Below are 20,431 nucleotides of genomic sequence, written 5' to 3'. Positions count from 1 at the left end.
GTTGCAAAGCGCCAAAGGCCGATCACAGTCTGGTGATGCCGGCGGGATTTGGCGTCGGTCTTGTAACCAACAGGTTCTTTCATGCTTTCTCGGTCTTTGCTGTCCCTTACGATTGCCGGCGCGTTCTGCGCGGCCTCTGCCTTCCCTGCCGCCGCGCTCGATCGCCGCGTGCAGATCGTCAACAACACCGGCTACACGATCGTGGAGTTCTATGCCTCCAACACCGGCACCAGCGACTGGCAGGAGGACATCCTCGGGCCGGATGTGCTGCCCTCGGGATCGTCGGTGATGATCAACATCGATGATGGCACCGGCTATTGCAAATATGACCTTCTGGCGATTTTCGACGATGGTGACGAGCTGATGAAGGGCGATGTCAACGTCTGCGAGGTGGGGACGTTCACCTATAACTGAGGGGTTGCGGGGGCCACGGGCCGGGCGTGGGGCCCGGCCTGATGGTCATAAAATTACAAAAACGTAACGTTCCATATTGCATTGTTGCGCGGCCAAACGTATTTCCTGCTGCATGAGGCCGCGCGATTCTGCGCTGCGGCACACCTGTTTCGGCCAAGGAGTACTGTCATGGCTCTTGATACCCAGACCGAGATTGCGCCCTATGACGCGCCCGAGAAGGACCTTTACGAGATCGGCGAGATGCCTCCGCTGGGGCATGTGCCCAAGCAGATGTATGCCTGGGCGATCCGGCGCGAGCGGCATGGCGAGCCGGACAAATCGATGCTGGTCGAGGTGGTGGACACGCCCGAGATCGACAGCCACGAGGTGCTGGTTCTGGTGATGGCCGCGGGCGTCAATTACAACGGAATCTGGGCCGGTCTTGGCATTCCGATCAGCCCGTTCGACGGCCACAAGGCACCCTATCACATTGCCGGGTCCGATGCCTCGGGCATCGTGTGGAAGGTCGGCGACAAGGTGAAGCGCTGGAAGGTGGGGGATGAGGTCGTCATCCACTGCAACCAGGACGATGGCGACGATGAAGAGTGCAACGGGGGGGATCCGATGTTCTCGCCCAGCCAGCGGATCTGGGGCTATGAGACGCCGGACGGCAGCTTCGCGCAGTTCACCCGTGTGCAGGCGCAGCAACTGATGCACCGCCCGCGGCACCTGACCTGGGAGGAGAGCGCCTGCTATACGCTGACGCTGGCCACCGCCTACCGGATGCTGTTCGGGCACCGCCCGCATATCCTCAAGCCCGGCGACAATGTGCTGGTCTGGGGCGCGTCGGGGGGGCTTGGCTCCTATGCGATCCAGCTGATCAATGCGGCAGGGGCGAATGCGATCGGCGTGATTTCCGAGGAGGACAAGCGCGAGTTCGTCATGGGCCTTGGCGCCAAGGGCGTGATCAACCGCAAGGATTTCACCTGCTGGGGCCAGATGCCCAAGGTCGGCACGCCGGAATATGCGACCTGGTTCAAGGAGGCGCGCAAGTTCGGGGCGGCGATCTGGGAGATCACCGGCAAGGGCAACAATGTCGACATGGTGTTCGAGCATCCGGGCGAGGCGACCTTCCCGGTGTCGGTCTTCGTGGTGAAGCGCGGCGGCATGGTGGTGATCTGCGCCGGCACGACCGGGTTCAACCTGACCTTCGACGTGCGCTATCTGTGGATGCATCAGAAGCGGGTGCAGGGCAGCCACTTCGCCAACCTCAAGCAGGCGGCGGCGGCGAACAAGCTGATGCTGGAGCGGCGGCTGGATCCGTGCATGTCCGAAGTGTTCCCCTGGGACGAGATCCCGGGCGCGCATATGAAGATGCTGCGCAACCAGCACAAGCCGGGGAACATGGCGGTGCTGGTGCAGAGCCCGCGCGCCGGGCTGCGGACCTTCGAGGATGCGCTGGAGGCGGGGCGTCTGGCGTAAGGCAGCGGTAGGGAGTGTGGAGCGCCCGTCCCGGGGAGGGGCGGGCGTTTCTGTGTGACTCGATGCAAATTAATCTGTTGCGCTGATAGAGCTTTTCTTTCCTAGTAATCTGTCGCTTTATTATTTTGAGAGGGGCTGCGTATGGCGCAAGAAGAGATTAAGAAGAAGACACGGCGTCGCGGAAACACGCTCGAGAATTGGGAAGTCGCAATTGTGAAGGCCATGATTGCGCGTGGTGCTCCGTTCACCAACGATCAAGATATACTTGCATATTTTACTCGACCGACCCGATCAGTGAACCATCGCCTGATCGGGGAGATAAGGATAGAGGCAAAGCACAAAGCGATCAAGGCCGCCAGCGATGATGATCTCGATACCTTCCTATCGACGTGGCCAGACATCGATCATGACACTGGCCTGAGTGTTCGCGGAGATGAACTGCTTATCAAGGCGAGAGAAGCCATGATCGCAGCGGTACAAACCTTCAACTCAGCGGGCCTTACTTTCCGTGCGGAACTGTTCATTGTCACGGCAATCATTGCGTGGACCTATTTGCTGCACGCTTGGTTCAGGCGAGAAGGCGTCGACTATAGATACTCAGGCCAGAAAACGAAGGAGGGCGCTGATAAGTATTGGGAGCTGGGCCACTGCCTGAAGCAGGCGAAGTGTCCCTTGACTGAAGGTGCAAGGACGAACCTCGAGTTCCTGATCGAAATCCGTCATGAGATTGAGCATCGCTCTACGAGTCGGATCGATGACGCGCTCGGAGCAAAGCTCCAATCGTGCGCCTTGAATTTCAATGAGGCAATGAAAAAGGAGTTCGGCATTCAGTATGGCCTAGAGCGGCGTTTGCCCCTCGCGTTGCAGTTCGTGTCGTTCGGATCCGAACAGCGCTCTGCCCTGAAGAAGGCCTCGGGGTTACCAAAGCATGTCGAGGCGGTAATAGATGCCTTCGAGCATGGCCTCACTGAGGAGCAGCTAAAGGACCCTGCCTATCGCATGACCTACGGGTTCGTGCCAATGACTGCCAAGAAGGCAGGCGCCGCGGATGTGGCTGTTCAAATCGTCTCCTCTGGCAGTGCTGAAGCTGGCGAGATAGAGAAGATCATCCTCAAAGAGGTTAACAAAAATCGGTATCCCCCAGCCAAGGTGGTGCAGAAAGTGCAGGAGGCTGGCTTTCCCAAGTTCTCGCTCCATCACCACACTCAGCTATGGAAAACACTGGATGCTCGTAAGGAGGGTAAGGGGTATGGCTGTGTAGGGGACTACGGCAACTGGGTATGGTTTGATCGATGGGTGGACCAAGTCCTCGATTACTGTCAGGCCGAAGAAAATAAGTATCGATAGTCTTTCGGAGCGTCAGCGGCTTGGTTTGTCCGGGCAAGAGGGGGGCGCTGCCCCCCGGCGGCCTTTGGCCGCTCCCCCCGGGATATTTGGACAAAGAAGAGGGGGGAAGGGCGCGGGTCTGGCTGGGGGCGCGCCGCCTCTGGCGCCCCCCCCCGCCCTTCGCTAGGGTCGCCGCCGATGACCGTGCCCGCCCTTACCTTCTCCTCCGATCAGGCCGAAGCCTGGGACCGTCTGGCCGAAGCGCTGGAGGGGGCGGGGGTCGATATCGTGGGTGGCTCCACCGACCGGGTGGAAGAGGGCGCGCCGCGCACCATCATGGCGGTGGTGGGCAAGGCCGGGTCGGGCAAGACCATGCTGCTGGCGGAGCTGACCAAGGCGCTGGATGAGGCGGGCGTCGACATCATCTCGGGCGATTACGAGGGCAAGCGCCGCAAGGACCGGCGCACGCTGGCGATTCTGGCGCCGACCAACAAGGCGGCGAGCGTGTTGCGCAACCGCGGCGTGCCGGCGACGACGATTCACCGCATCCTCTATACCCCGGTCTATGACCCGGAATATGAGCGCATCGCCGAATGGCTGGCGAATGGCGGCGAGCGGCCCGTGGTCGAGGGGCTGAGCGATACCGCGTTGGACCGGGCGAAGGCCTTCTATGAGCAGGTGAAATCGGTGCCGGGGGCGCTGGCGAGTGCGGGCCTGCGCGGATCGGACTTCATCCTGGGCTGGAAGCGGCGCGAGGATCCCCTGGACATTGGGCTCATCGACGAATGCTCGATGCTCGATGACCGGCAGTTCGATGACCTGAAAGAGATTTTCCCGACTCTGGTGATGTTCGGCGATCCGGCGCAGCTGGCCCCGGTGAACCAGTCGGGCGCGATGGCCTTCGACCGACTGCCCGAGGGCCAGCGGCTGGAGCTGCACCGCATCCACCGGCAGGAGGGCGACAACCCGATCCTGGACCTTGCCCATGCGCTGGCCGACGAGAGCCTGACCTTCGAGCGGTTCGAGCGGATGGTGGAGGAGGCGGCGAAGCGCGACCCCCGCGTGGTCTGGGCCGAGCGGGTAGAGAGCGATCTTATGGCCCGCTCGCCGGTGCTGGTCTGGCGTAACCAGACGCGGATCCGGCTGATCCAGGCGTTTCGCGGGGCCTTTGGCGCGCCGATGGATGCGCTGCTGCCGGGGGAGCCGCTGATCTGCGACGGGATCGAATTGCCGCTGAAGCACCGCAAGAAGCGCATCGACCTCGAGGCGCGGGGCCTCATAAAGGGCGCGCAGGTAATCTATCTGGGGCCGGGCAAGAAGCCGGGCTTCAGCCGCATCCATGTGATCGGGGCGGAGGAGCCGCAGGTTTCCGCCGCGTCGATCATCAAGATCGAGCTGCCGGATGAGGAGGAGCCGTTCATTCCCTATGCCGCGCGGATGGGGGCGGCCTTCCTGCATGGCGCGGCGGTGACGATCCACAAGGCGCAGGGCTCGCAATGGGAGAACGTGCAGGTGTTTGCGCCGGACCTCTATGCGGCCTATCGGGCCGGACGGTCGGAGGCGGGGATCCCGCTGTGGAAGCGGCTGGCCTATGTGGCGATCACCCGGGCCGAGAAGCGGCTGCTGTGGGTGGTGCGCAACCGGCTGTCGCGGCCCGTGGCCGGGCTGACGGTGGAGGACCTGCCGCAGAACCCGGCGCCGCTGGCGTTGCTGCGGGAGGAGGAGTAGGGCCTAGCCGCGCGGCCCCCAGAGGATCAGCGCGGCGCCGGCAAGGCAAAGCGCGGTGCCGGCCAGATCCCACAGGTCCGGCCTCTGCCGTTCCACCAGCGCCAGCCACGCGACCGAGGCCGCGACATAGACCCCGCCATAGGCCGCATAGGCGCGCCCGGCATGATCGGCCGGGCTGAAGGCCAGCGCGGCGGCAAAGGCCAGCAGTGCCGCGGTTCCGGGCAGCAGCCACAGCGGCGAGCGGTCCAGCCGCAGTACCGACCACAGCGCGAAGCAGCCGGCAATCTCGGCCAACGCGGCAAACAGATAGAGGGGGATCGCGGTCATGGGCGCAGACTGTCGGCGCGGCGCAGTCTTGTCCAGACGCCCCCTTCCCGTTGCGCGCTCCTGCCCCTAGTCTGGGCCCAAAATGGAGGCCTCCCATGCGCTGTGTTTTCGTTCAGTTCCGCTGCCAGTCCGGCAAGACCTATGAGGTGGCCGACGCGATCTATGCCCGCGAGGTGGTGAGCGAGCTGTATTCCACCTCGGGCGAATATGACCTGATCGCCAAGGTCTATATCCCGGATGAGGCGGATGTGGGCCATTGGCTGAACGAGGCGCTGTTCGACATTCCGGGGATCAGCCGGACGCTGACGACGATGACATTCAAAGCGTTTTGAGGAAGAACCATGGGCCGAAGCGAGCCGGGAATGGTCATGTGCTGCTTTTCCGGCGACTGGATCCCGCAGGAGTCCGCAGTGACGATCGTCGCGTTCATCCCGAATGCGAAAGAGAGCCAGACGCTCTACGCCAGGCCGGGCGAAATCGCCAAGCGAGTCAGGCCAGACGTTCCCCTGCACCCCGATCTCTAGAACCTCGCCCTATAATTGTCGTAATCGGCCCCAAACCCCGCTTCTGCCGCCCCTGTGGCCGAGTTGCACTAGCGCACTTGTGACTTGGCCGCTACAAAAGGTGTAATGGCGGAAAACCGTCAACAGGCAGTGAACATATGAGGTCGGGATGAGCAGATCCCCCAAGGCGCTTTGCGGCGCTTTCACGCGCGCGGCGCTTTTCGGTGCGCTTCTGGTGGCGGGTGCGCCGCTGGCAGCGCAGGAGCGGATGACGCTCGGCATCGGCCGGATGTTCACCAACGACTATCTGGGCGATGGCGAGGATCGCTGGCGCACCGGGGGCTATCAGATGAGCATCCTGCGCGGCCCGATGTGGGATGGCATGCTGCCGACCCGGCCGGGCAGTCTGCTGGAATTCCGCCTGCGGTCAGAGATCATCGCGCCTTCGGAGCTGTCCACCCCGCCCGAATGGGACCGCCGCTATGCGGGTGTCCTGTCCTTCGGCCTTCACACCCATTTCGCGCTTGGCACGGCCGAGGCGACGGCCGGGCTCGATCTGGTGGCGATGGGGCCGCAGACGGGCGTCGGCAGCGTGCATGACTGGCTGCATGAGCAGGTGTCGGCGCCCGCCGTCAGCGTGGTCGATGACCAGATCGGCAACCGCATCGTGCCGACGCTGTCGGGCGAGCTTGGCCGGACCTATCCCCTTGGCGACCATGCCGAGCTGCGCCCCTTCGCCGAGGCGCGGGTCGGGGATGAGACGCTGGTGCGCGTCGGCGCCGACCTCAACTTCGGCCAGATCGAGCGCGGGGCGCTGTGGTCGCGCGATACCGTGACCGGGCAGCGCTATGTCTCGATCTCGGGCCATTCCGAGCCGGGGGCCAGCTTCGTGTTGGGAGGCGACGCGGCCTATGTCGCGGACAGCGTCTATCTGAACGGCGGCGGCAACGATCCCGAACCCGAGGAGAACCGCTTCCGGGTGCGCGCCGGGATGCAGGTTCGCGGCGAGCGGATGGGCCTGTTCTACGGCGCGACCTGGCTGTCGGAGGAGTTCGAGGACCAGCCCGAGGGGCAGGTCGTGGGATCGATGCGGTTGCGGATGAACTTTTGACGTTGCGGAAGGCACGGGCGCTTTCCAACATGAAGAACGCGTGCTAACATTCTGATATAACGGCCCTAAGGCCGAAAACAAAAAACGACGACGGCAGGTAATACGAGTCATGAGAACGGGCACATCGGGCACGTTTGTCATCTCTTGGTCGCAGACGGAACTGGACGGCATTCGCGCCGCGCCGCTTCCCTCGTTGATTGTCGGCGCGCAGTGGCGCTGGTGGGGCGAGGCGGTGCGGGTGGACGGACCGGCCGGGCTTTTGGTCCTGCACAGTGCCGAGGGGGAGGCAGACCTTCGCAGACGGGCCGCGCGCGCGGTGCGGCGGCTGATCGGTGCGGCGGGCTTTGGTGCCGCCCCTGAGAGCGACCCTGATACGCAAGTCGAAACCAGTCCCTATGGCGATGCCGGCGTGCCGGAGCAGGGGTTCGTCGTCACCGACGGGCTGATGGCCTGGCAGGTGACGGTGATCGCGGTGGAGGGCAGCGCGGCGCGCCTGCTGATGGTCACCGGAGAGATGCCGCCCCCGGGGCGCGAGCTGTGGGTGGTGAACCGCACGCTGGACGGGGCCGAGGCGCTGACCCGCGGGCCGCGCTCCGAAGCGGGGGTGATCTGCTTCACCACCGGCACGCTGGTCGATACCCCGCAAGGCCCCCGCCCGGTGGAGCAGATCCGCGCTGGAGACCGGCTCTGGACCCGCGATGACGGCGCGCAGCAGGTGATCTGGACCGGCAGCCGGCGGATGACCGGCGCGCGGCTTTACGCGATGCCCGAGCTGCGGCCGATCCGCATCCGGCGGGGAGCGATGGGGGAAGATAGGCCGGACGGTGACCTGATCGTCTCGCCCCGCCACCGGATGCTGCTGCGCGGCCCGGCGGCACTGGCCCTGTTCAATACGCCCGAGGTGCTGGTGGCGGCAGGCGACATGATCGACGATTGCCGGGTGCATGTGGATCATAGCCTGCGCGAGGTGACCTATGTGCACCTGCTGCTGGAGCGCCACCAGATCATCCGCGCCAACGGGCTGGAGACGGAGAGCTTCCATCCCGCCAATGCCGCGCTGGACATGCTGGACCCGGTGCAACGCCGCGGCCTCGCCGCGCTGCTGCCGCAGGTGGAGGCCGACCCCCGCAGCTATGGCGACTACGCCCGCCGTAACCTGAGCGCGCCGGAGGCGGCGATCTTGCGGCATGAGGCGGCCTAGACGATTGCCCTAGGCGAAGCGGCTTGTAGGTTAGGCGCCCCGGCGCGATCAGGCGGCTTGCCAGTGGCAAGCCGCCCGCGACGGTTGCCCGAAGGCGCGAGCCGCAGGGCAAGGGGGGTGAAGCTTGGTCCGAACGGCTCCAAATTCTGATGGGTCCGCCCGGGTGGGCACGAATGTGCCCGCCCCCCGCAGGGCGGGCACAGCAGAATTTCGTCGACGGCCGATATTCTGCGCAGCGCGGTTTGCCGAGCCGAGCGCCCTGTGGGGGGAGTATAGGTTGAGACGCGTCGCCCCTCCCTGTTGACTCCCGCCCCCGCCCCTGTATAAGCTCGCCGTCCCGGACCCGTTTGTCCGGGGCTTTTTCATTGGTGTTGGTGGCCCTCGCAAGGGGATGCCTGTCGGCCAAGGGCTTATGCCCGCGGCAAAGGACAACGCCCTTCGATTCAAAAAATCGCCGCCGGCTTGCCGGGGGCATCAAGAACAACAACGAAGGAGATCAGCGGTGACCAAACGCACCTCTGCCAAGTACAAACTCGACCGCCGCATGGGCGAGAACATCTGGGGCCGTGCCAAATCCCCGGTGAACAAGCGTGAATACGGCCCGGGCCAGCATGGCCAGCGCCGCAAGAACAAGCTGTCGGACTTCGGCACCCAGCTGCGCGCCAAGCAGAAGCTGAAAGGCTACTACGGCGACCTGACCGAAAAGCAGTTCCGCAAGATCTTTGGCGAGGCCGAGCGCGTCAAGGGCGACACCGGTGAGAACCTGGTGGGTCTGCTGGAGCGGCGTCTGGATGCGGTGATCTACCGCGCCAAGTTCGTTCCGACCATCTTCGCCGCCCGTCAGTTCGTGAACCACGGCCACATCACCGTGAACGGCCAGCGCGTCAACATCGCGTCGTTCCGGGTGAAAGAGGGCGACGTGATCGCCGTCCGTGACCGCTCGCGCCAGCTGGCGATCGTGCTGGAATCGGTGGGCCTGACCGAGCGCGACGTGCCGGACTACCTGGAAGCCGACCACTCGAAGATGACCGCCACCTTCGTCCGTACCCCCGCACTGGCCGATGTGCCCTATGCGGTGGTGATGGAACCGAACCTCGTGGTCGAATATTACGCCAAGAACTGATCCCGGCGGCGGCGCTTCAGCGCCGCGCGGTCAGTGTCATACGAAAGGGCCGCGGCGCAAGCCGGCGGCCCTTTTGCCATGCCGGGCGCCGCAGTTGCGGATGCAGCAACATGCTGCTGGCATTGGGGTGACCGGGCGGCTAGAAAGCCGGGAGTTTCGGAGTGTTCACCATGTCAGACCAGATCCGCCCGCAGCCCGGCATTCTTGATATCGCGCTCTACCAAGGCGGGTCGGGCCATGTGGCGGGCCTGTCCGACGCGATCAAGCTGTCCTCGAACGAGAACCCGTTCGGCGCCTCGGAAAAGGCCAAGGACGCGTTCCTTCGCTCGGTCCACAAGCTGCACCGCTATCCCAATACCGACCATGCCAGCCTGCGCCAGGCGATTGGCGATGTGCACGGGCTCGATGCCTCGCGGATCATCTGCGGGGTCGGCAGCGACGAGATCATCCACTTCCTCTGCCAGGCCTATGCTGGGCCGGGGGATGAGGTGGTGTTCACCGAACATGGCTTCCTGATGTACCGCATCTCGACCATGGCCGCCGGTGCCACCCCGGTCGAGGTGCGCGAGCGCGAGCGGGTGACGGATGTCGACGCGATCCTGGCGGCCTGCGGGCCGGCCACCAAGCTGGTGTTCATCGCCAACCCCAACAACCCCACCGGCACGATGATCGGCCTGTCCGAGATCGAGCGGCTGGCCGACGGGCTGCCGCCGCAGGCCATTCTGGTGCTGGACGGGGCCTATGCCGAATATGTGGCGGGCTATGATGGCGGCGCCTGGCTGGCGACGACGCGGCCTAATGTGGTGATGACGCGGACCTTCTCGAAGATCTACGGGCTTGGCGGGCTGCGGATCGGTTGGGGCTATGGCCCGAAATCCATCATCGATGTGCTGAACCGCATCCGCGGACCCTTCAACCTGTCCACCACGCAGCTGGAGGCGGCCGAGGCGGCGGTGCGCGATCAGGACTGGGTGGATCGCTGCCGGGCCGACAATACGCGGCTGCGCGCCTGGATGGCCGAGGCGCTGGCGGAAAAGGGCGTGCCGTCAGACACTTCCACGGCGAACTTCATCCTTGCCCGCTTTGCCGACGAAGCCGAGGCCGCCGCCTGCGACACCTGGCTGCAAAGCCAGGGGCTGATCGTGCGGCGGGTGACCGGCTACAAGCTGCCGAACTGCCTGCGCATTACCGTGGGGGATGAGGCCAGCTGCCGGCGGATCGCCCATGCCATCGGCCAGTTCAAGGCGCTGGCGAAGCCGCGGCCGGAACCGGAAAGCGGTGTGCCGGAAGGCGGGGCTGCATGATCTATGACCGGGTGGCGCTGATCGGGCTGGGGCTGATCGCCTCGTCCATGGCGCATGCGATGCGGGCCGGCGGGCTGGCGGGGCGGATCGTGGGCCATGCACCGAGCGCGGAAAGCCGGGCCGCGGCGCTGGCGATCGGGTTCTGCGACGAGGTGTTTGCCACGGCTGCCGAGGCGGTGCAGGGCGCGGATCTTGTGGTGCTCTGCGTGCCTGTGGGCGCGATGGGGTCGGTCGCGGCCGAGATCGGGCCGCATCTGAAGCCGGGCGCGACGGTCACCGATGTGGGATCGGTCAAGCAGGCGGTGATTGCCGCCGTCGCCCCGCATCTGCCCGATGGCGTGCATTTCGTGCCGGGCCACCCGATTGCCGGGACCGAGCATTCGGGGCCGTACTCGGGCTTCGCAGGCCTCTTCCGCAACCGCTGGTGGCTGCTGACGCCGCTGCCGGGCGGCGATGCGGCGGCGACCGCGCGGATGCGGGCGCTGTGCGAGGCGATGGGGGCCAATGTCGACGAGATGGAGGCGGAGCATCATGACCTGGTGCTGGCCGTCACCAGCCACACACCGCACCTGATCGCCTACACGATGGTGGGGGTGGCCGACGATCTGGCCCGCGTCACCGACAGCGAGGTGGTGCAATATTCTGCCGCCGGTTTCCGCGACTTCACCCGCATCGCCGCCAGCGACCCGACGATGTGGCGCGATGTGTTCCTGACCAACAAGGACGCGACGCTGGAGATCCTCGGCCGCTTCACCGAAGAGCTGTTCGCGCTGCAACGCGCGATCCGCACCGGCGATGGCGAGATGCTGTTCGACTATTTCACCCGCACCCGCGCCATCCGCCGCGGCATCATCGAGGCGGGGCAGGATACCGCTGCGCCGGATTTCGGCCGCAGCAAGGCCGGCAGATGAGCAGGGCGGCGCGGGCTTGGCTCGCGGCGCTGCTGATGCTGGGTGCGGGGGGCGCCTTGGCACAGGATGCGCGTCAGGTGCAGCGACCCGAGGTTGCGGCGCCTGTGGCAAGCGCGGTGCCAACGATACGGCCCAAGCCGAGGCCCGGTTCGACTGCCGTCGCGGTGGCTGCGCCTTCCGGGGCCGCTCTGCCGGGGCTGCGGCCACGCCCGCGCCCGGTGGCGGCGCTGCGCACCGAGGTGGTGCAGGTCTCCTCTGCCACCATCGCCTATGCGCCGATGACGGCCCGGCCCGAACCGCGGCCCGAGAACCTGCAGCGGCGATCTTCCGTGGCGGCGGCGGGCTTCCGCACCCAGCCGGTGCCCGAGGCGACCACGGGGCGCAAGGGGTCGGTCTGCGGCAACCCCGATATCCGCGGCACCACCATTCCGCCGATCCGGGCACAGGTGCAGGGCTGTGGGCTGAAGGACGGGGTGCTGGTTACCTCTGTTTCTGGCGTGAAGCTGTCGACACCGGCGAGCATCGACTGCGATACGGCCCGCGCGTTGAATCGCTGGGTGGAGCGGGGGGTGAAGCCCGCCGTCGGGCGGCTGGGGGGCGGCGCGGTGCAGTTGCAGGTCGCGGCGCATTACAGCTGCCGGCCGCGCAACAACCAGCGCGGCGCCAAGATTTCCGAGCATGGGCGCGGCAAGGCCATCGACATCTCTGCTGTGACGCTGGCCAATGGCGTGTCGATCACCGTGCTGAAGGGCTGGAATGAGCGCCAGCATGGCAAGATCCTGAAGGCGATGCACAAGGCGGCCTGCGGGCCATTCGGCACGGTGCTGGGGCCGAACTCCGACGTGTATCACCGCGACCACCTGCATCTGGATACTGCGGCGGGTCGGCGGTCTGCCTATTGCCGCTAGATAGGCCGTCAGATTCTGGGCGCGATGCCGATGGGTAGCGGGCCAAGCGTGATCCATCCGCCTGACAGAACCAGCGGCACTTGCAGGCGATCCGGGTCGTTGCCCGACACTGCCGCCAACTGCTCCAGCGCCGCGGCATAGGTCGGGGCGAGCTCCTTGCGGACAAGGCCGGTGGCGACGGCAAGCGCCAGAATCTCGCGCCAGTGATCGGCGTCGATGTCGATGCGGCCCTGCAACCGGCCATCGGCACCGCGATCCAGCTGGCCGCTGGCGGTCAGGCTGAGATCGCCCCAGCGCAGCGACAGGTCGCGCAGGTCGAGCGCCACGGGGCGCGGCGGCGCGCTGGCGGCGTGACGGTCCAGCGGCCGGTCGAGGGTAAGGGCGGCGTTGAGGCGCAGCGAGTCCATCACCTCGGGCAGCGTGCCGGCGGGATCGGCGGCGTTGCGCAGGCCGGGGGAGAGCTGGAGCCCCAACAGCTCGGCGCCAAGGTCATGCACAAGGCGGCCGGCGTCGGTGGCGCGAGTGGCCATTCGCGCCTCTGTCAGGCTGACGCCAAGGTCCGCCCCGGCGTTGATCGCCAGATCCTCGGCGATGAACACGGTGCGGTCCAGCGGCAGGTCACCGCTGACCCCGACCACGGCAGAGGCGCGCATGTCGGTGCTGGTGATGGCGAGCGGCAGGCCCGCCAGCGTCAATGTCTGCTCATGCGGCCAGACTGCGATCAGATGGGTGGGGCGATAGGCGAGCATGAACAGCTGCACGAAGGGCGCCGACCATTCGACGGCGCCGCTGCGCAGGGCCACAGGCTCCACCGTCAGGTCGAAGCGGCTGGGAAAGCCGCGCAGGGTGATCTCGGCCGGGCCGGCGATGCCCTGCGTCTGAAGATCGGCCAGCGCCGCCTCGGCCCCGCGCCGCATGGCGATGGAGCCGGCCACCCAGTAACCGCCGTAAAGCACGGCCGCCGCCGTGGTGATCCAGAGAAGCGCGCGCATACGCCGAGGCCTTTCCTGTGCCGTTGCGCTGGTGTTTACAGGGGCCGTGGCGCAGGGGCCAGAGCGGAGGGCATCACATGTGGGTATTCGGCTATGGCTCGCTGATCTGGCAGCCGGACTTTCCCGTCGCCGAGGCGGTGCCGGCGCGGCTGGAAGGGTGGCATCGCAGCTTCTGCATGCGGTCTATCCATCACAGGGGCAGCGAGGCGGCACCGGGGTTGGTGTTGGCGCTGGATGCGGCAGCGGGCGCGGCCTGCCTTGGCGTGGCGTTCCGGGTGGCGCCGGGGGCGGAGGCGGAGACGCTGGCAATGCTGCGGGAGCGGGAGCTGGTGAGTTCGGCATACCTTGAGCGGATGCTGGAGGTGGCGCTGACCGACGGGCGAACCGTGGAGGCGCTGGCCTATGTCATCGACCCCGCGCATGTGCAGTATTGCGGCGGGCTGCTGCTGGAGGAACAGGCGCAGATCATCGCGGAGGCGGTCGGAGGGCGTGGGCCGAACCGCGAGTACCTGTGGAATACCGCTGCGCATCTGGATCAGCTTGGCCTCGGCGATCCTGACCTTGACTGGCTGGCGGCGCGGGTGCGGGCACTGGTGCAACGGTGATCGCCGCGGAAATGCTGCAGTGCCGATAACGGTTGGCACTGGCCGCCGCGGACCCTATTGTCGCGCCAAGGCAGACAGGTGTCGGGCCAAGGCAGGTTGTTGTCGAAGGAAGATTGGCGGGAGACCTCATGCAGCAGCCCCATATTGACCGGGCCCCGCAGGGCAGGGGCCTGAAGGACCGGATCCTGAAACAGCCCGAACCCTCGTTCTCGCAACCAGTGCGGCAGGCCGTGCTGATGCTGATCGTGACCGGGTTGGTCTGCGCCGGGGCCTTTCTGGCCTATACCTCCATCGCCTCGATCTTCGCCTCGAATCCCTGGCTGAACGGGCTGATCATCGGGGTGTTCGTGCTGGGGATCCTTACCTGTTTCTGGCAGGTCGTGGTGCTGGCGCAATCGGTCAGCTGGATCGAGGGCTTTGCCGCCGGAAATCCGGGCCATGACTTTGCCGCGCCGCCGCGGCTGCTGGCGCCCTTGGCCGCACTGCTGCGGTCCCGCGGCGCGCGCGGGCAGATTTCCAACTCCTCAGCGCGCTCGATGCTGGAATCGGTGGAGGCGCGGATCGAGGAAGGGCGTGACATCACGCGCTACCTTGGCAACCTGCTGATCTTCCTTGGCCTTCTGGGCACCTTCTACGGGCTCGCGATCACGGTTCCGGCGGTGGTGGAGACGATCCGCTCCCTCGCGCCGCAGGCCGGCGAAGGCAGCATGGCGGTGTTCGACAAGCTGATGCGCGGGCTGGAATCGCAGCTTGGCGGCATGGGAACGGCGTTCTCCTCATCCCTGCTGGGGCTGGCCGGATCGCTGGTGATCGGGCTGCTGGAGCTGTTCGCCGGCCACGGCCAGAACCGGTTCTACCGCGAGCTGGAAGAATGGCTGTCCTCGATCACCAAGCTGAGCTTTGCCAGCGGTGAAGGCGAGGGCGGGGCGGACCATGCCGCGATTGCCGCGATGATGGACCATATGGCCGAGCAGATGGAAGTGCTGCAGGCGCTGGTCGCGCAGGCGGATGGCGGGCGGTCCGCGGTGGATGAGCGGCTGGCGATGCTGGCCGGATCGGTGGAGCGGCTGGCGCGCCGGATGGAAGGCGAGACCGGCACCGCCGCGTTGCTGGACCGCATCGCCGAGGGGCAGGAGCGGATGATCGCGGCGCTGGAGGCGAAGGCGGGGGCCGACACGCTTGGCCCGGACGCCGAAAGCCGGATGCGGCTGCGGTCCATCGACGTGCAGATGCTGCGGCTGCTGGAAGAGGTGGCCGCCGGGCGCCAGGAATCCATCGGCGAGCTGCGCGGGGATCTGGCGGCGCTGACGCGCGCGGTGCGCGGGCTGGCCGATCCCCACGTCGCCGGGCGGAGAACCTGAGATGGCGCTGTCGCGGCGCAGCGGGCGGGGGCCGTCGAATATCTGGCCCGGATTCGTCGATGCGGTGACGACGCTGCTGATGGTGCTGATGTTCATCCTGACCATCTTCACCGTCGTGCAATCGGTGCTGCGCGAGCAGATCAGCAGCCAGAGCACGGAACTTGACGAGCTGTCGGCGCAGGTCGCTGGCCTTGCCGATGCGCTGGGGCTGGAGCGGGCGCAGGTGGCGCAACTGCAGGCCGGGCTGGCGGCGGCCGGGGATGCGGCGGCGGCGCAGGAGACGCTGATCGCCTCGCTTCGGGGCCAGATCGAGGACCGCACCGCCGAGCTTGGCGCGGCCGAGAGCCGGATCACCAGCTTCGAGGCGCAGGTGGCGGCGCTGATCGCGGACCGGGACCGGGCCTTGGGGCAGGTGGCGGAGCTGGACGCGGCGCAGGCGGAACTGCTGACCGAGCAGGAGGCGCTGAACCTCGCGCTGGCCGCGGCGCGGGATGAGACGGATGCGCAGGCCGAGGCGGCACGGCTGGCCGCCGCCCGGCGCGAGGCGCTGGAGGCGTTGATTGCCGATCTGCGCAATCGCACGGCGACGGCGGAGGCGGCCGCGTCCGCGGCGCAGGTGCAGATCTCCGAGGCCGAGGCCGCGCAACTGGCCGATGCCGCCGCCGCCGAGGCGCTGCGCGAGCGGCTGCAGAACGCCGACGCAGAGCTGACGGCGATGACGCTGGCACTGGAGGAGCAGCGGCAGCAAGCCGAGGATACGCTGACCCTGCTGGCCGCGGCCGAGGCGGCGAAGCGCGATCTGGACCTGCAGCTGGCGGAGGTGGCGGGCAGCACGACTGAGGCGGAGCGGCAGGCGGCGCTGCTGGCCGTGGCGCAGGCCGAACTGGCCGAGGCGCGCGACGTGTCGGCCGATGGCCAGCGGCAGATCGCGGTGCTGAACGAACAGCTGGCGGCGATGCGCGGCCAGCTGGGGGCGCTGCAGGACCTGCTCGATGCCTCGGCCGCGCGCGACAGCGATGCCTCGGTGCAGATCGAGACGCTTGGCGGGCAACTCAACTCCGCCCTGGCGCAGGTGGCTGCCGAACAGCGCCGCCGCGCCGAGCTGGAGGAGGCAGAGCGCAAGCGGCTGGAGGCGCAGGCGCAGGATCTGGAGCGCTACCGGTCGGAATTCTTCGGGCGGCTGTCGCAGCTGCTGGAGGGCCGCGAGGGGGTACGGGTGGTCGGCGACCGCTTCGTGTTCTCATCCGAGGTGCTGTTCCGCACCGGCTCGGCCGATCTGGCGGTCGAGGGCCGGGCGCAGATCGCCGGCGTGGTGGCGATCCTGAACGAGGTCGCGGGGGAGATCCCGGCAGAGCTGGACTGGATCATCCGGGTGGACGGGCATACCGACAATGTGCCGCTGTCGGGGCAGGGCGCGTTCAGCGACAACTGGGAATTGAGCCAGGCAAGGGCGCTGTCGGTGGTGCGCTACATGATCGACGGGCTTGGCTTCCCGCCCTCGCGGCTGGCGGCGACGGGGTTCGGGGAGTGGCGGCCTGTGGTGGAGGGCGATACGCCGGAGGCCCGGGCGGCGAACCGGCGGATCGAGTTGAAGCTGACGGAGCGGTGAGGGGTGATTTCGCCTCACATTCACGAGTTGCGGGGGCAATGTGAACGCGCGAGACATAGAGCTTAACAAGTTATGCACATCTAGCGGCCAATTTTGGCCAGAGGCGGTGGACAAGTTTATCTGCCCTGGCTGCCTCAGCGTTTTTTCATCTCATAGCTCTGAAATTTCAATCGAACACATCATTCCTGACGCTGCGAATGGAAAGCTTAAGACATTCTTGTGCAAGACGAACTGCAATAGCAAATTTGGAGTGAAGACAGCTAAGTGGCTAGGTTCGTACCTGATACATACTCTGGACGAACTGCAGGATAAAAGAGTACACGATCAAGCCTCATACCAGAGGTTTGTCATCAACGGCGCTGAACTGGGCGGCAAGATATGGCAAGATGCCGGCGGCCTCAATGTAATGCTCATACGTGACCGTCCCGAATCCAAGAGCAAGAAAAAAGCGAACAACCCCGACGCACTGAGGAAGCTGGACGAGAGCAACCGTCGGTCCGTAAGCCTCTCATTTGAAGATTTCACACAGAAGTTCGTGGACAACGAGAGGTACGTGAAGATCGGCATGCTCGGTGCCGCATACTTTCTATGGTTTAAGGCCTTTGGATACTCTTGGGCGCTCCAAAGCCATCTATCTGTAATACGCAAGATGTTGAATGATCCAGACGCATATATGCCGCCTGATGGATGGTTCTATGATTGGAATGAGAAAATAGCAGCCATAGGTTTTGCCCTTATTGGTAGCGCTGTTTACCCTGCGGCAAATATCATGGGAAAGGTCGTTTTGCTGCCATCTCGAATGGCAGGAATGCCGCCTGACAAAATGAGGGGGCTAAACATGTCTTGGCTTGGCGGAGCGGCACTGAATGAGCCCTACACACAGGGCGCCTTGGCTCCTCACATTCTCATGGTTGATCATCACCCTATTTATATTCCAGACATGTTGGATCGGGCTATTATGGAGCAATTCTTCGCGATCAACTATGATACTGTCACCGGCGAGTGCATGCGGCTGGAGCAGGATCGCGCCTAGCGGACGGGACTCTTGCATTCTAAAGAGTGCAGCAAACTAAAACGCGCGAGAGGGGCCTTATTTCTTTGATTTCCACAGAACGCAAAAGGCCCGCAATCTAGTTGCGGGCCTCTGTCTCAAGAATCGTGTCTTGTCACTCCGCCGTCAGCAGCGGCGGCTTTTGCCCGGTGAGCCGCGGCTTCACCGGCTCGGAGATGTCGAGCACGATGGCGCCGTCCTTCACTCCGACGCGCACCACGCCGCCCTTGGTCAGCTTGCCGAACAGCAGCTCTTCCGCCAGCGGTTTCTTGATGTACTCTTGGATCACCCGGCCGAGGGGACGGGCGCCCATCTTGTCGTCATAGCCCTTTTCGGCCAGCCAGGCGGCGGCTTCGGGGGCCAGTTCGATATGCACATGCCGGTCGATCAGCTGGGCTTCCAGCTGCAGCACGAACTTGTCGACCACCTGCATGATCACCTCGCGCGGCAGCGGGGCGAAGCTGATGACGGCATCAAGGCGGTTGCGGAACTCGGGCGTGAAGGTGCGCTCGATGGCGGCGGTGTCCTCGCCGGTGCGACGCTCGCGCCCGAAGCCGATGGCGGATTTGGACATTTCCGACGCGCCGGCATTCGAGGTCATGATCAGGATCACGTTGCGGAAATCCACCGTCCGGCCGTTATGGTCGGTCAGCTTGCCGTGGTCCATCACCTGCAGAAGGATGTTGTAGACATCCGGGTGGGCCTTTTCCATCTCGTCCAGCAGCAGCACGCAATGCGGATGCTGGTCGACGCCGTCGGTCAGCATCCCGCCCTGGTCGAAGCCGACATAGCCCGGAGGGGCGCCGATCAGGCGGGAGACCGCGTGTTTTTCCATGTATTCCGACATGTCGAAGCGCAGCAGTTCAACCCCGAGGCTGTCGGCCAGTTGCTTGGCCACCTCGGTCTTGCCGACGCCGGTGGGGCCGGCAAACAGGTAGTTGCCGATCGGCTTTTCGGGCTCGCGCAGTCCGGCGCGGGCCAGCTTGATCGCCGAGGCCAGCGCCTCGATGGCCTTGTCCTGACCGAAGACCACCCGTTTCAGGGTCTTCTCCAGATCGCGCAGCACTTCGGCATCGTCCTTGGACACGTTCTTCGGCGGGATGCGGGCGATCTTGGCGACGACTGCCTCGATCTCCTTGGAGCCGATGGTCTTGCGGCGCTTGCTGTCGGCCAGCAGATGCTGGGCCGCGCCCGCCTCGTCGATCACGTCGATGGCCTTGTCGGGCAGCTTGCGGTCATGGATGTAGCGCGCCGCCAGTTCCACCGCCGACTTGATCGCGTCATGGGTGTAGCGGATGTCGTGATGCTCTTCGAAATAGGGCTTGAGGCCCATCAGGATCTTGACGGTGTCATCGACCGAGGGTTCGTTGACGTCGATCTTCTGGAACCGGCGCGACAGGGCGCGGTCTTTCTCGAAGTGCTGGCGGAACTCCTTGTAGGTTGTGGAGCCCATGCAGCGCAGCTTGCCGCCCTGCAGCGCGGGTTTGAGCAGGTTGGAGGCATCCATCGCACCGCCCGAGGTGGCACCGGCGCCGATCACGGTGTGGATCTCGTCGATGAACAGGATCGCATCGGGGTGATCCTCGAGCTCTTTCACGACTGCCTTCAGCCGCTCCTCGAAGTCGCCGCGATAGCGGGTGCCGGCCAAGAGCGCGCCCATGTCGAGCGAGTAGATGGTGGCGCCCGACAGGATGTCGGGGGTCTGGCCGCGGGTGATCTTCAGCGCGAGCCCCTCGGCGATGGCGGTCTTGCCAACGCCGGGATCGCCGACCAGCAGCGGGTTGTTCTTGCGGCGGCGGCAGAGCACCTGGATGCAGCGCTCCACCTCGGACTCGCGGCCGATCAGCGGGTCGACCTCGCCCTTGCGGGATTTGGCGTTGAGATCGACGCAATATTTGGCCAGCGCCGATTCCTTGGCATCGCTGCCGCCCGAGGGCGCGGAACTGCCGGTGCTGCTGCTTTGCTCGGCCTCATCCTCGGTCGCGCCGGTGATCGGGCGGCTTTCGCCGAAGGACGGGTTCTTGGCGACGCCATGAGCGATGAAGTTCACCGCATCATAGCGCGTCATGTCCTGCTCTTGCAGGAAATAGGCGGCGTTGGATTCGCGTTCGGCAAAGATCGCGACCAGCACATTGGCGCCGGTCACTTCGGTGCGGCCCGAGGATTGCACATGGATCGCCGCGCGCTGGATCACGCGCTGGAAGGCGGCGGTCGGCACGGCTTCGGAGCCCTCGACATCGGTGACGAGGGTGGAGAGGTCATCGTCGATGAACTCCACCAGCGTGCGGCGCAGATCATCGAGATCGACGTTGCAGGCCCGCATCACCTTGGCGGCGTCGGGTTCGTCGATCAGCGACAGGAGCAGATGTTCAAGCGTCGCAAGCTCGTGCCGGCGTGCATTGGCAAGCGCCAGGGCGGCATGGATGGCCTGTTCGAGTGTGTTCGAAAACGACGGCACGTGCGTGCTCCTTTCCTCAGGGTCGGAAGGGGGCGGAG

At 65.6% G+C, this 20,431-nt stretch carries 19 protein-coding genes; 16 read left to right on the top strand and 3 right to left on the bottom strand.

The window, feature by feature from the left end:
- The first annotated feature begins 96 nt into the window (after nucleotides 1–96).
- The 4 genes from Q8S30_RS12835 (at nucleotide 97) to Q8S30_RS12820 (ending at nucleotide 4,929) form a co-directional block, all read left to right on the top strand.
- Nucleotides 97–414, top strand: coding sequence for a hypothetical protein (locus Q8S30_RS12835; RefSeq protein ID WP_305666405.1), 318 nt, complete (start codon nucleotides 97–99; stop codon nucleotides 412–414).
- Between the two features lie 168 nt (nucleotides 415–582).
- Entirely contained in the window at nucleotides 583–1,875 is a 1,293-nt protein-coding gene (gene ccrA / locus Q8S30_RS12830) for a crotonyl-CoA carboxylase/reductase (protein ID WP_305666404.1), read from the top strand.
- Between the two features lie 141 nt (nucleotides 1,876–2,016).
- On the top strand, nucleotides 2,017–3,222 hold the full coding sequence (locus Q8S30_RS12825; protein ID WP_305666403.1) for a DUF3644 domain-containing protein: 1,206 nt from the start codon (nucleotides 2,017–2,019) through the stop codon (nucleotides 3,220–3,222).
- Between the two features lie 177 nt (nucleotides 3,223–3,399).
- Nucleotides 3,400–4,929 carry an ATP-dependent RecD-like DNA helicase gene (locus tag Q8S30_RS12820; RefSeq protein WP_305666402.1) on the top strand — a complete coding sequence of 510 codons (1,530 nt, stop codon included), beginning with the start codon at nucleotides 3,400–3,402 and terminating at the stop codon, nucleotides 4,927–4,929.
- 3 nt (nucleotides 4,930–4,932) lie between these two features.
- On the opposite strand, the gene Q8S30_RS12815 is transcribed toward Q8S30_RS12820, so the two are convergent.
- Nucleotides 4,933–5,256 (bottom strand): YnfA family protein, encoded by a 324-nt coding sequence (locus Q8S30_RS12815; RefSeq protein WP_305666401.1) that lies wholly within the window; start codon nucleotides 5,254–5,256, stop codon nucleotides 4,933–4,935.
- A gap of 95 nt (nucleotides 5,257–5,351) precedes the next feature.
- Here Q8S30_RS12815 and Q8S30_RS12810 point away from each other — a divergent pair, with 95 nt between their 5' ends.
- The 8 genes from Q8S30_RS12810 (at nucleotide 5,352) to Q8S30_RS12775 (ending at nucleotide 12,317) form a co-directional block, all read left to right on the top strand.
- Nucleotides 5,352–5,588 carry an Lrp/AsnC family transcriptional regulator gene (locus Q8S30_RS12810; protein ID WP_305666400.1) on the top strand — a complete coding sequence of 79 codons (237 nt, stop codon included), beginning with the start codon at nucleotides 5,352–5,354 and terminating at the stop codon, nucleotides 5,586–5,588.
- Between the two features lie 9 nt (nucleotides 5,589–5,597).
- Nucleotides 5,598–5,780, top strand: coding sequence for a hypothetical protein (locus tag Q8S30_RS12805; protein ID WP_305666399.1), 183 nt, complete (start codon nucleotides 5,598–5,600; stop codon nucleotides 5,778–5,780).
- A 148-nt stretch (nucleotides 5,781–5,928) separates the two neighbouring features.
- Nucleotides 5,929–6,870 carry a lipid A-modifier LpxR family protein gene (locus Q8S30_RS12800; RefSeq protein WP_305666398.1) on the top strand — a complete coding sequence of 314 codons (942 nt, stop codon included), beginning with the start codon at nucleotides 5,929–5,931 and terminating at the stop codon, nucleotides 6,868–6,870.
- A 109-nt stretch (nucleotides 6,871–6,979) separates the two neighbouring features.
- Nucleotides 6,980–8,071 (top strand): Hint domain-containing protein, encoded by a 1,092-nt coding sequence (locus Q8S30_RS12795; protein ID WP_305666397.1) that lies wholly within the window; start codon nucleotides 6,980–6,982, stop codon nucleotides 8,069–8,071.
- A 502-nt stretch (nucleotides 8,072–8,573) separates the two neighbouring features.
- On the top strand, nucleotides 8,574–9,194 hold the full coding sequence (rpsD, locus tag Q8S30_RS12790) for a 30S ribosomal protein S4 (RefSeq protein WP_305666396.1): 621 nt from the start codon (nucleotides 8,574–8,576) through the stop codon (nucleotides 9,192–9,194).
- 170 nt (nucleotides 9,195–9,364) lie between these two features.
- Nucleotides 9,365–10,498 carry a histidinol-phosphate transaminase gene (hisC, locus tag Q8S30_RS12785; protein WP_305666395.1) on the top strand — a complete coding sequence of 378 codons (1,134 nt, stop codon included), beginning with the start codon at nucleotides 9,365–9,367 and terminating at the stop codon, nucleotides 10,496–10,498.
- Nucleotides 10,495–11,409 carry a prephenate/arogenate dehydrogenase family protein gene (locus tag Q8S30_RS12780; RefSeq protein ID WP_305666394.1) on the top strand — a complete coding sequence of 305 codons (915 nt, stop codon included), beginning with the start codon at nucleotides 10,495–10,497 and terminating at the stop codon, nucleotides 11,407–11,409. Before hisC ends, Q8S30_RS12780 begins: the two co-directional genes overlap by 4 nt.
- A 164-nt stretch (nucleotides 11,410–11,573) precedes the next feature.
- On the top strand, nucleotides 11,574–12,317 hold the full coding sequence (locus tag Q8S30_RS12775; protein WP_305666393.1) for an extensin family protein: 744 nt from the start codon (nucleotides 11,574–11,576) through the stop codon (nucleotides 12,315–12,317).
- A gap of 8 nt (nucleotides 12,318–12,325) precedes the next feature.
- On the opposite strand, the gene Q8S30_RS12770 is transcribed toward Q8S30_RS12775, so the two are convergent.
- On the bottom strand, nucleotides 12,326–13,309 hold the full coding sequence (locus Q8S30_RS12770; protein WP_305666392.1) for a DUF2125 domain-containing protein: 984 nt from the start codon (nucleotides 13,307–13,309) through the stop codon (nucleotides 12,326–12,328).
- A 77-nt stretch (nucleotides 13,310–13,386) separates the two neighbouring features.
- On the opposite strand from Q8S30_RS12770, the gene Q8S30_RS12765 reads away from it, so the two are divergent.
- The 4 genes from Q8S30_RS12765 to Q8S30_RS12750 all read left to right on the top strand — a co-directional run bounded on the left by Q8S30_RS12765 (nucleotide 13,387) and on the right by Q8S30_RS12750 (nucleotide 17,917).
- The gene (locus Q8S30_RS12765; RefSeq protein ID WP_305666391.1) at nucleotides 13,387–13,914 is read left to right on the top strand and encodes a gamma-glutamylcyclotransferase; all 528 of its coding nucleotides are present in this window, start codon (nucleotides 13,387–13,389) and stop codon (nucleotides 13,912–13,914) included.
- A gap of 128 nt (nucleotides 13,915–14,042) precedes the next feature.
- Complete coding sequence (locus Q8S30_RS12760; protein WP_371135513.1) at nucleotides 14,043–15,275, top strand: biopolymer transporter ExbB; 1,233 nt, start codon at nucleotides 14,043–14,045, stop codon at nucleotides 15,273–15,275.
- Between the two features lies 1 nt (nucleotide 15,276).
- Nucleotides 15,277–16,884 carry a peptidoglycan -binding protein gene (locus Q8S30_RS12755; protein ID WP_305666390.1) on the top strand — a complete coding sequence of 536 codons (1,608 nt, stop codon included), beginning with the start codon at nucleotides 15,277–15,279 and terminating at the stop codon, nucleotides 16,882–16,884.
- A gap of 106 nt (nucleotides 16,885–16,990) precedes the next feature.
- Nucleotides 16,991–17,917, top strand: coding sequence for a hypothetical protein (locus tag Q8S30_RS12750; RefSeq protein ID WP_305666389.1), 927 nt, complete (start codon nucleotides 16,991–16,993; stop codon nucleotides 17,915–17,917).
- Between the two features lie 133 nt (nucleotides 17,918–18,050).
- Here Q8S30_RS12750 and clpA read toward each other — a convergent pair whose 3' ends face one another.
- Nucleotides 18,051–20,393, bottom strand: coding sequence for an ATP-dependent Clp protease ATP-binding subunit ClpA (gene clpA, locus Q8S30_RS12745; RefSeq protein WP_305666388.1), 2,343 nt, complete (start codon nucleotides 20,391–20,393; stop codon nucleotides 18,051–18,053).
- Nucleotides 20,394–20,431: the final 38 nt, after the last annotated feature.

The sequence above is a fragment of the Frigidibacter sp. genome (assembly GCF_030695035.1).
In the GTDB taxonomy this organism is placed as follows: domain Bacteria; phylum Pseudomonadota; class Alphaproteobacteria; order Rhodobacterales; family Rhodobacteraceae; genus Frigidibacter.
The sequence above is the reverse complement of the archived record's forward strand: the minus strand, read 5'-3'. Positions and strand labels throughout refer to the sequence as shown.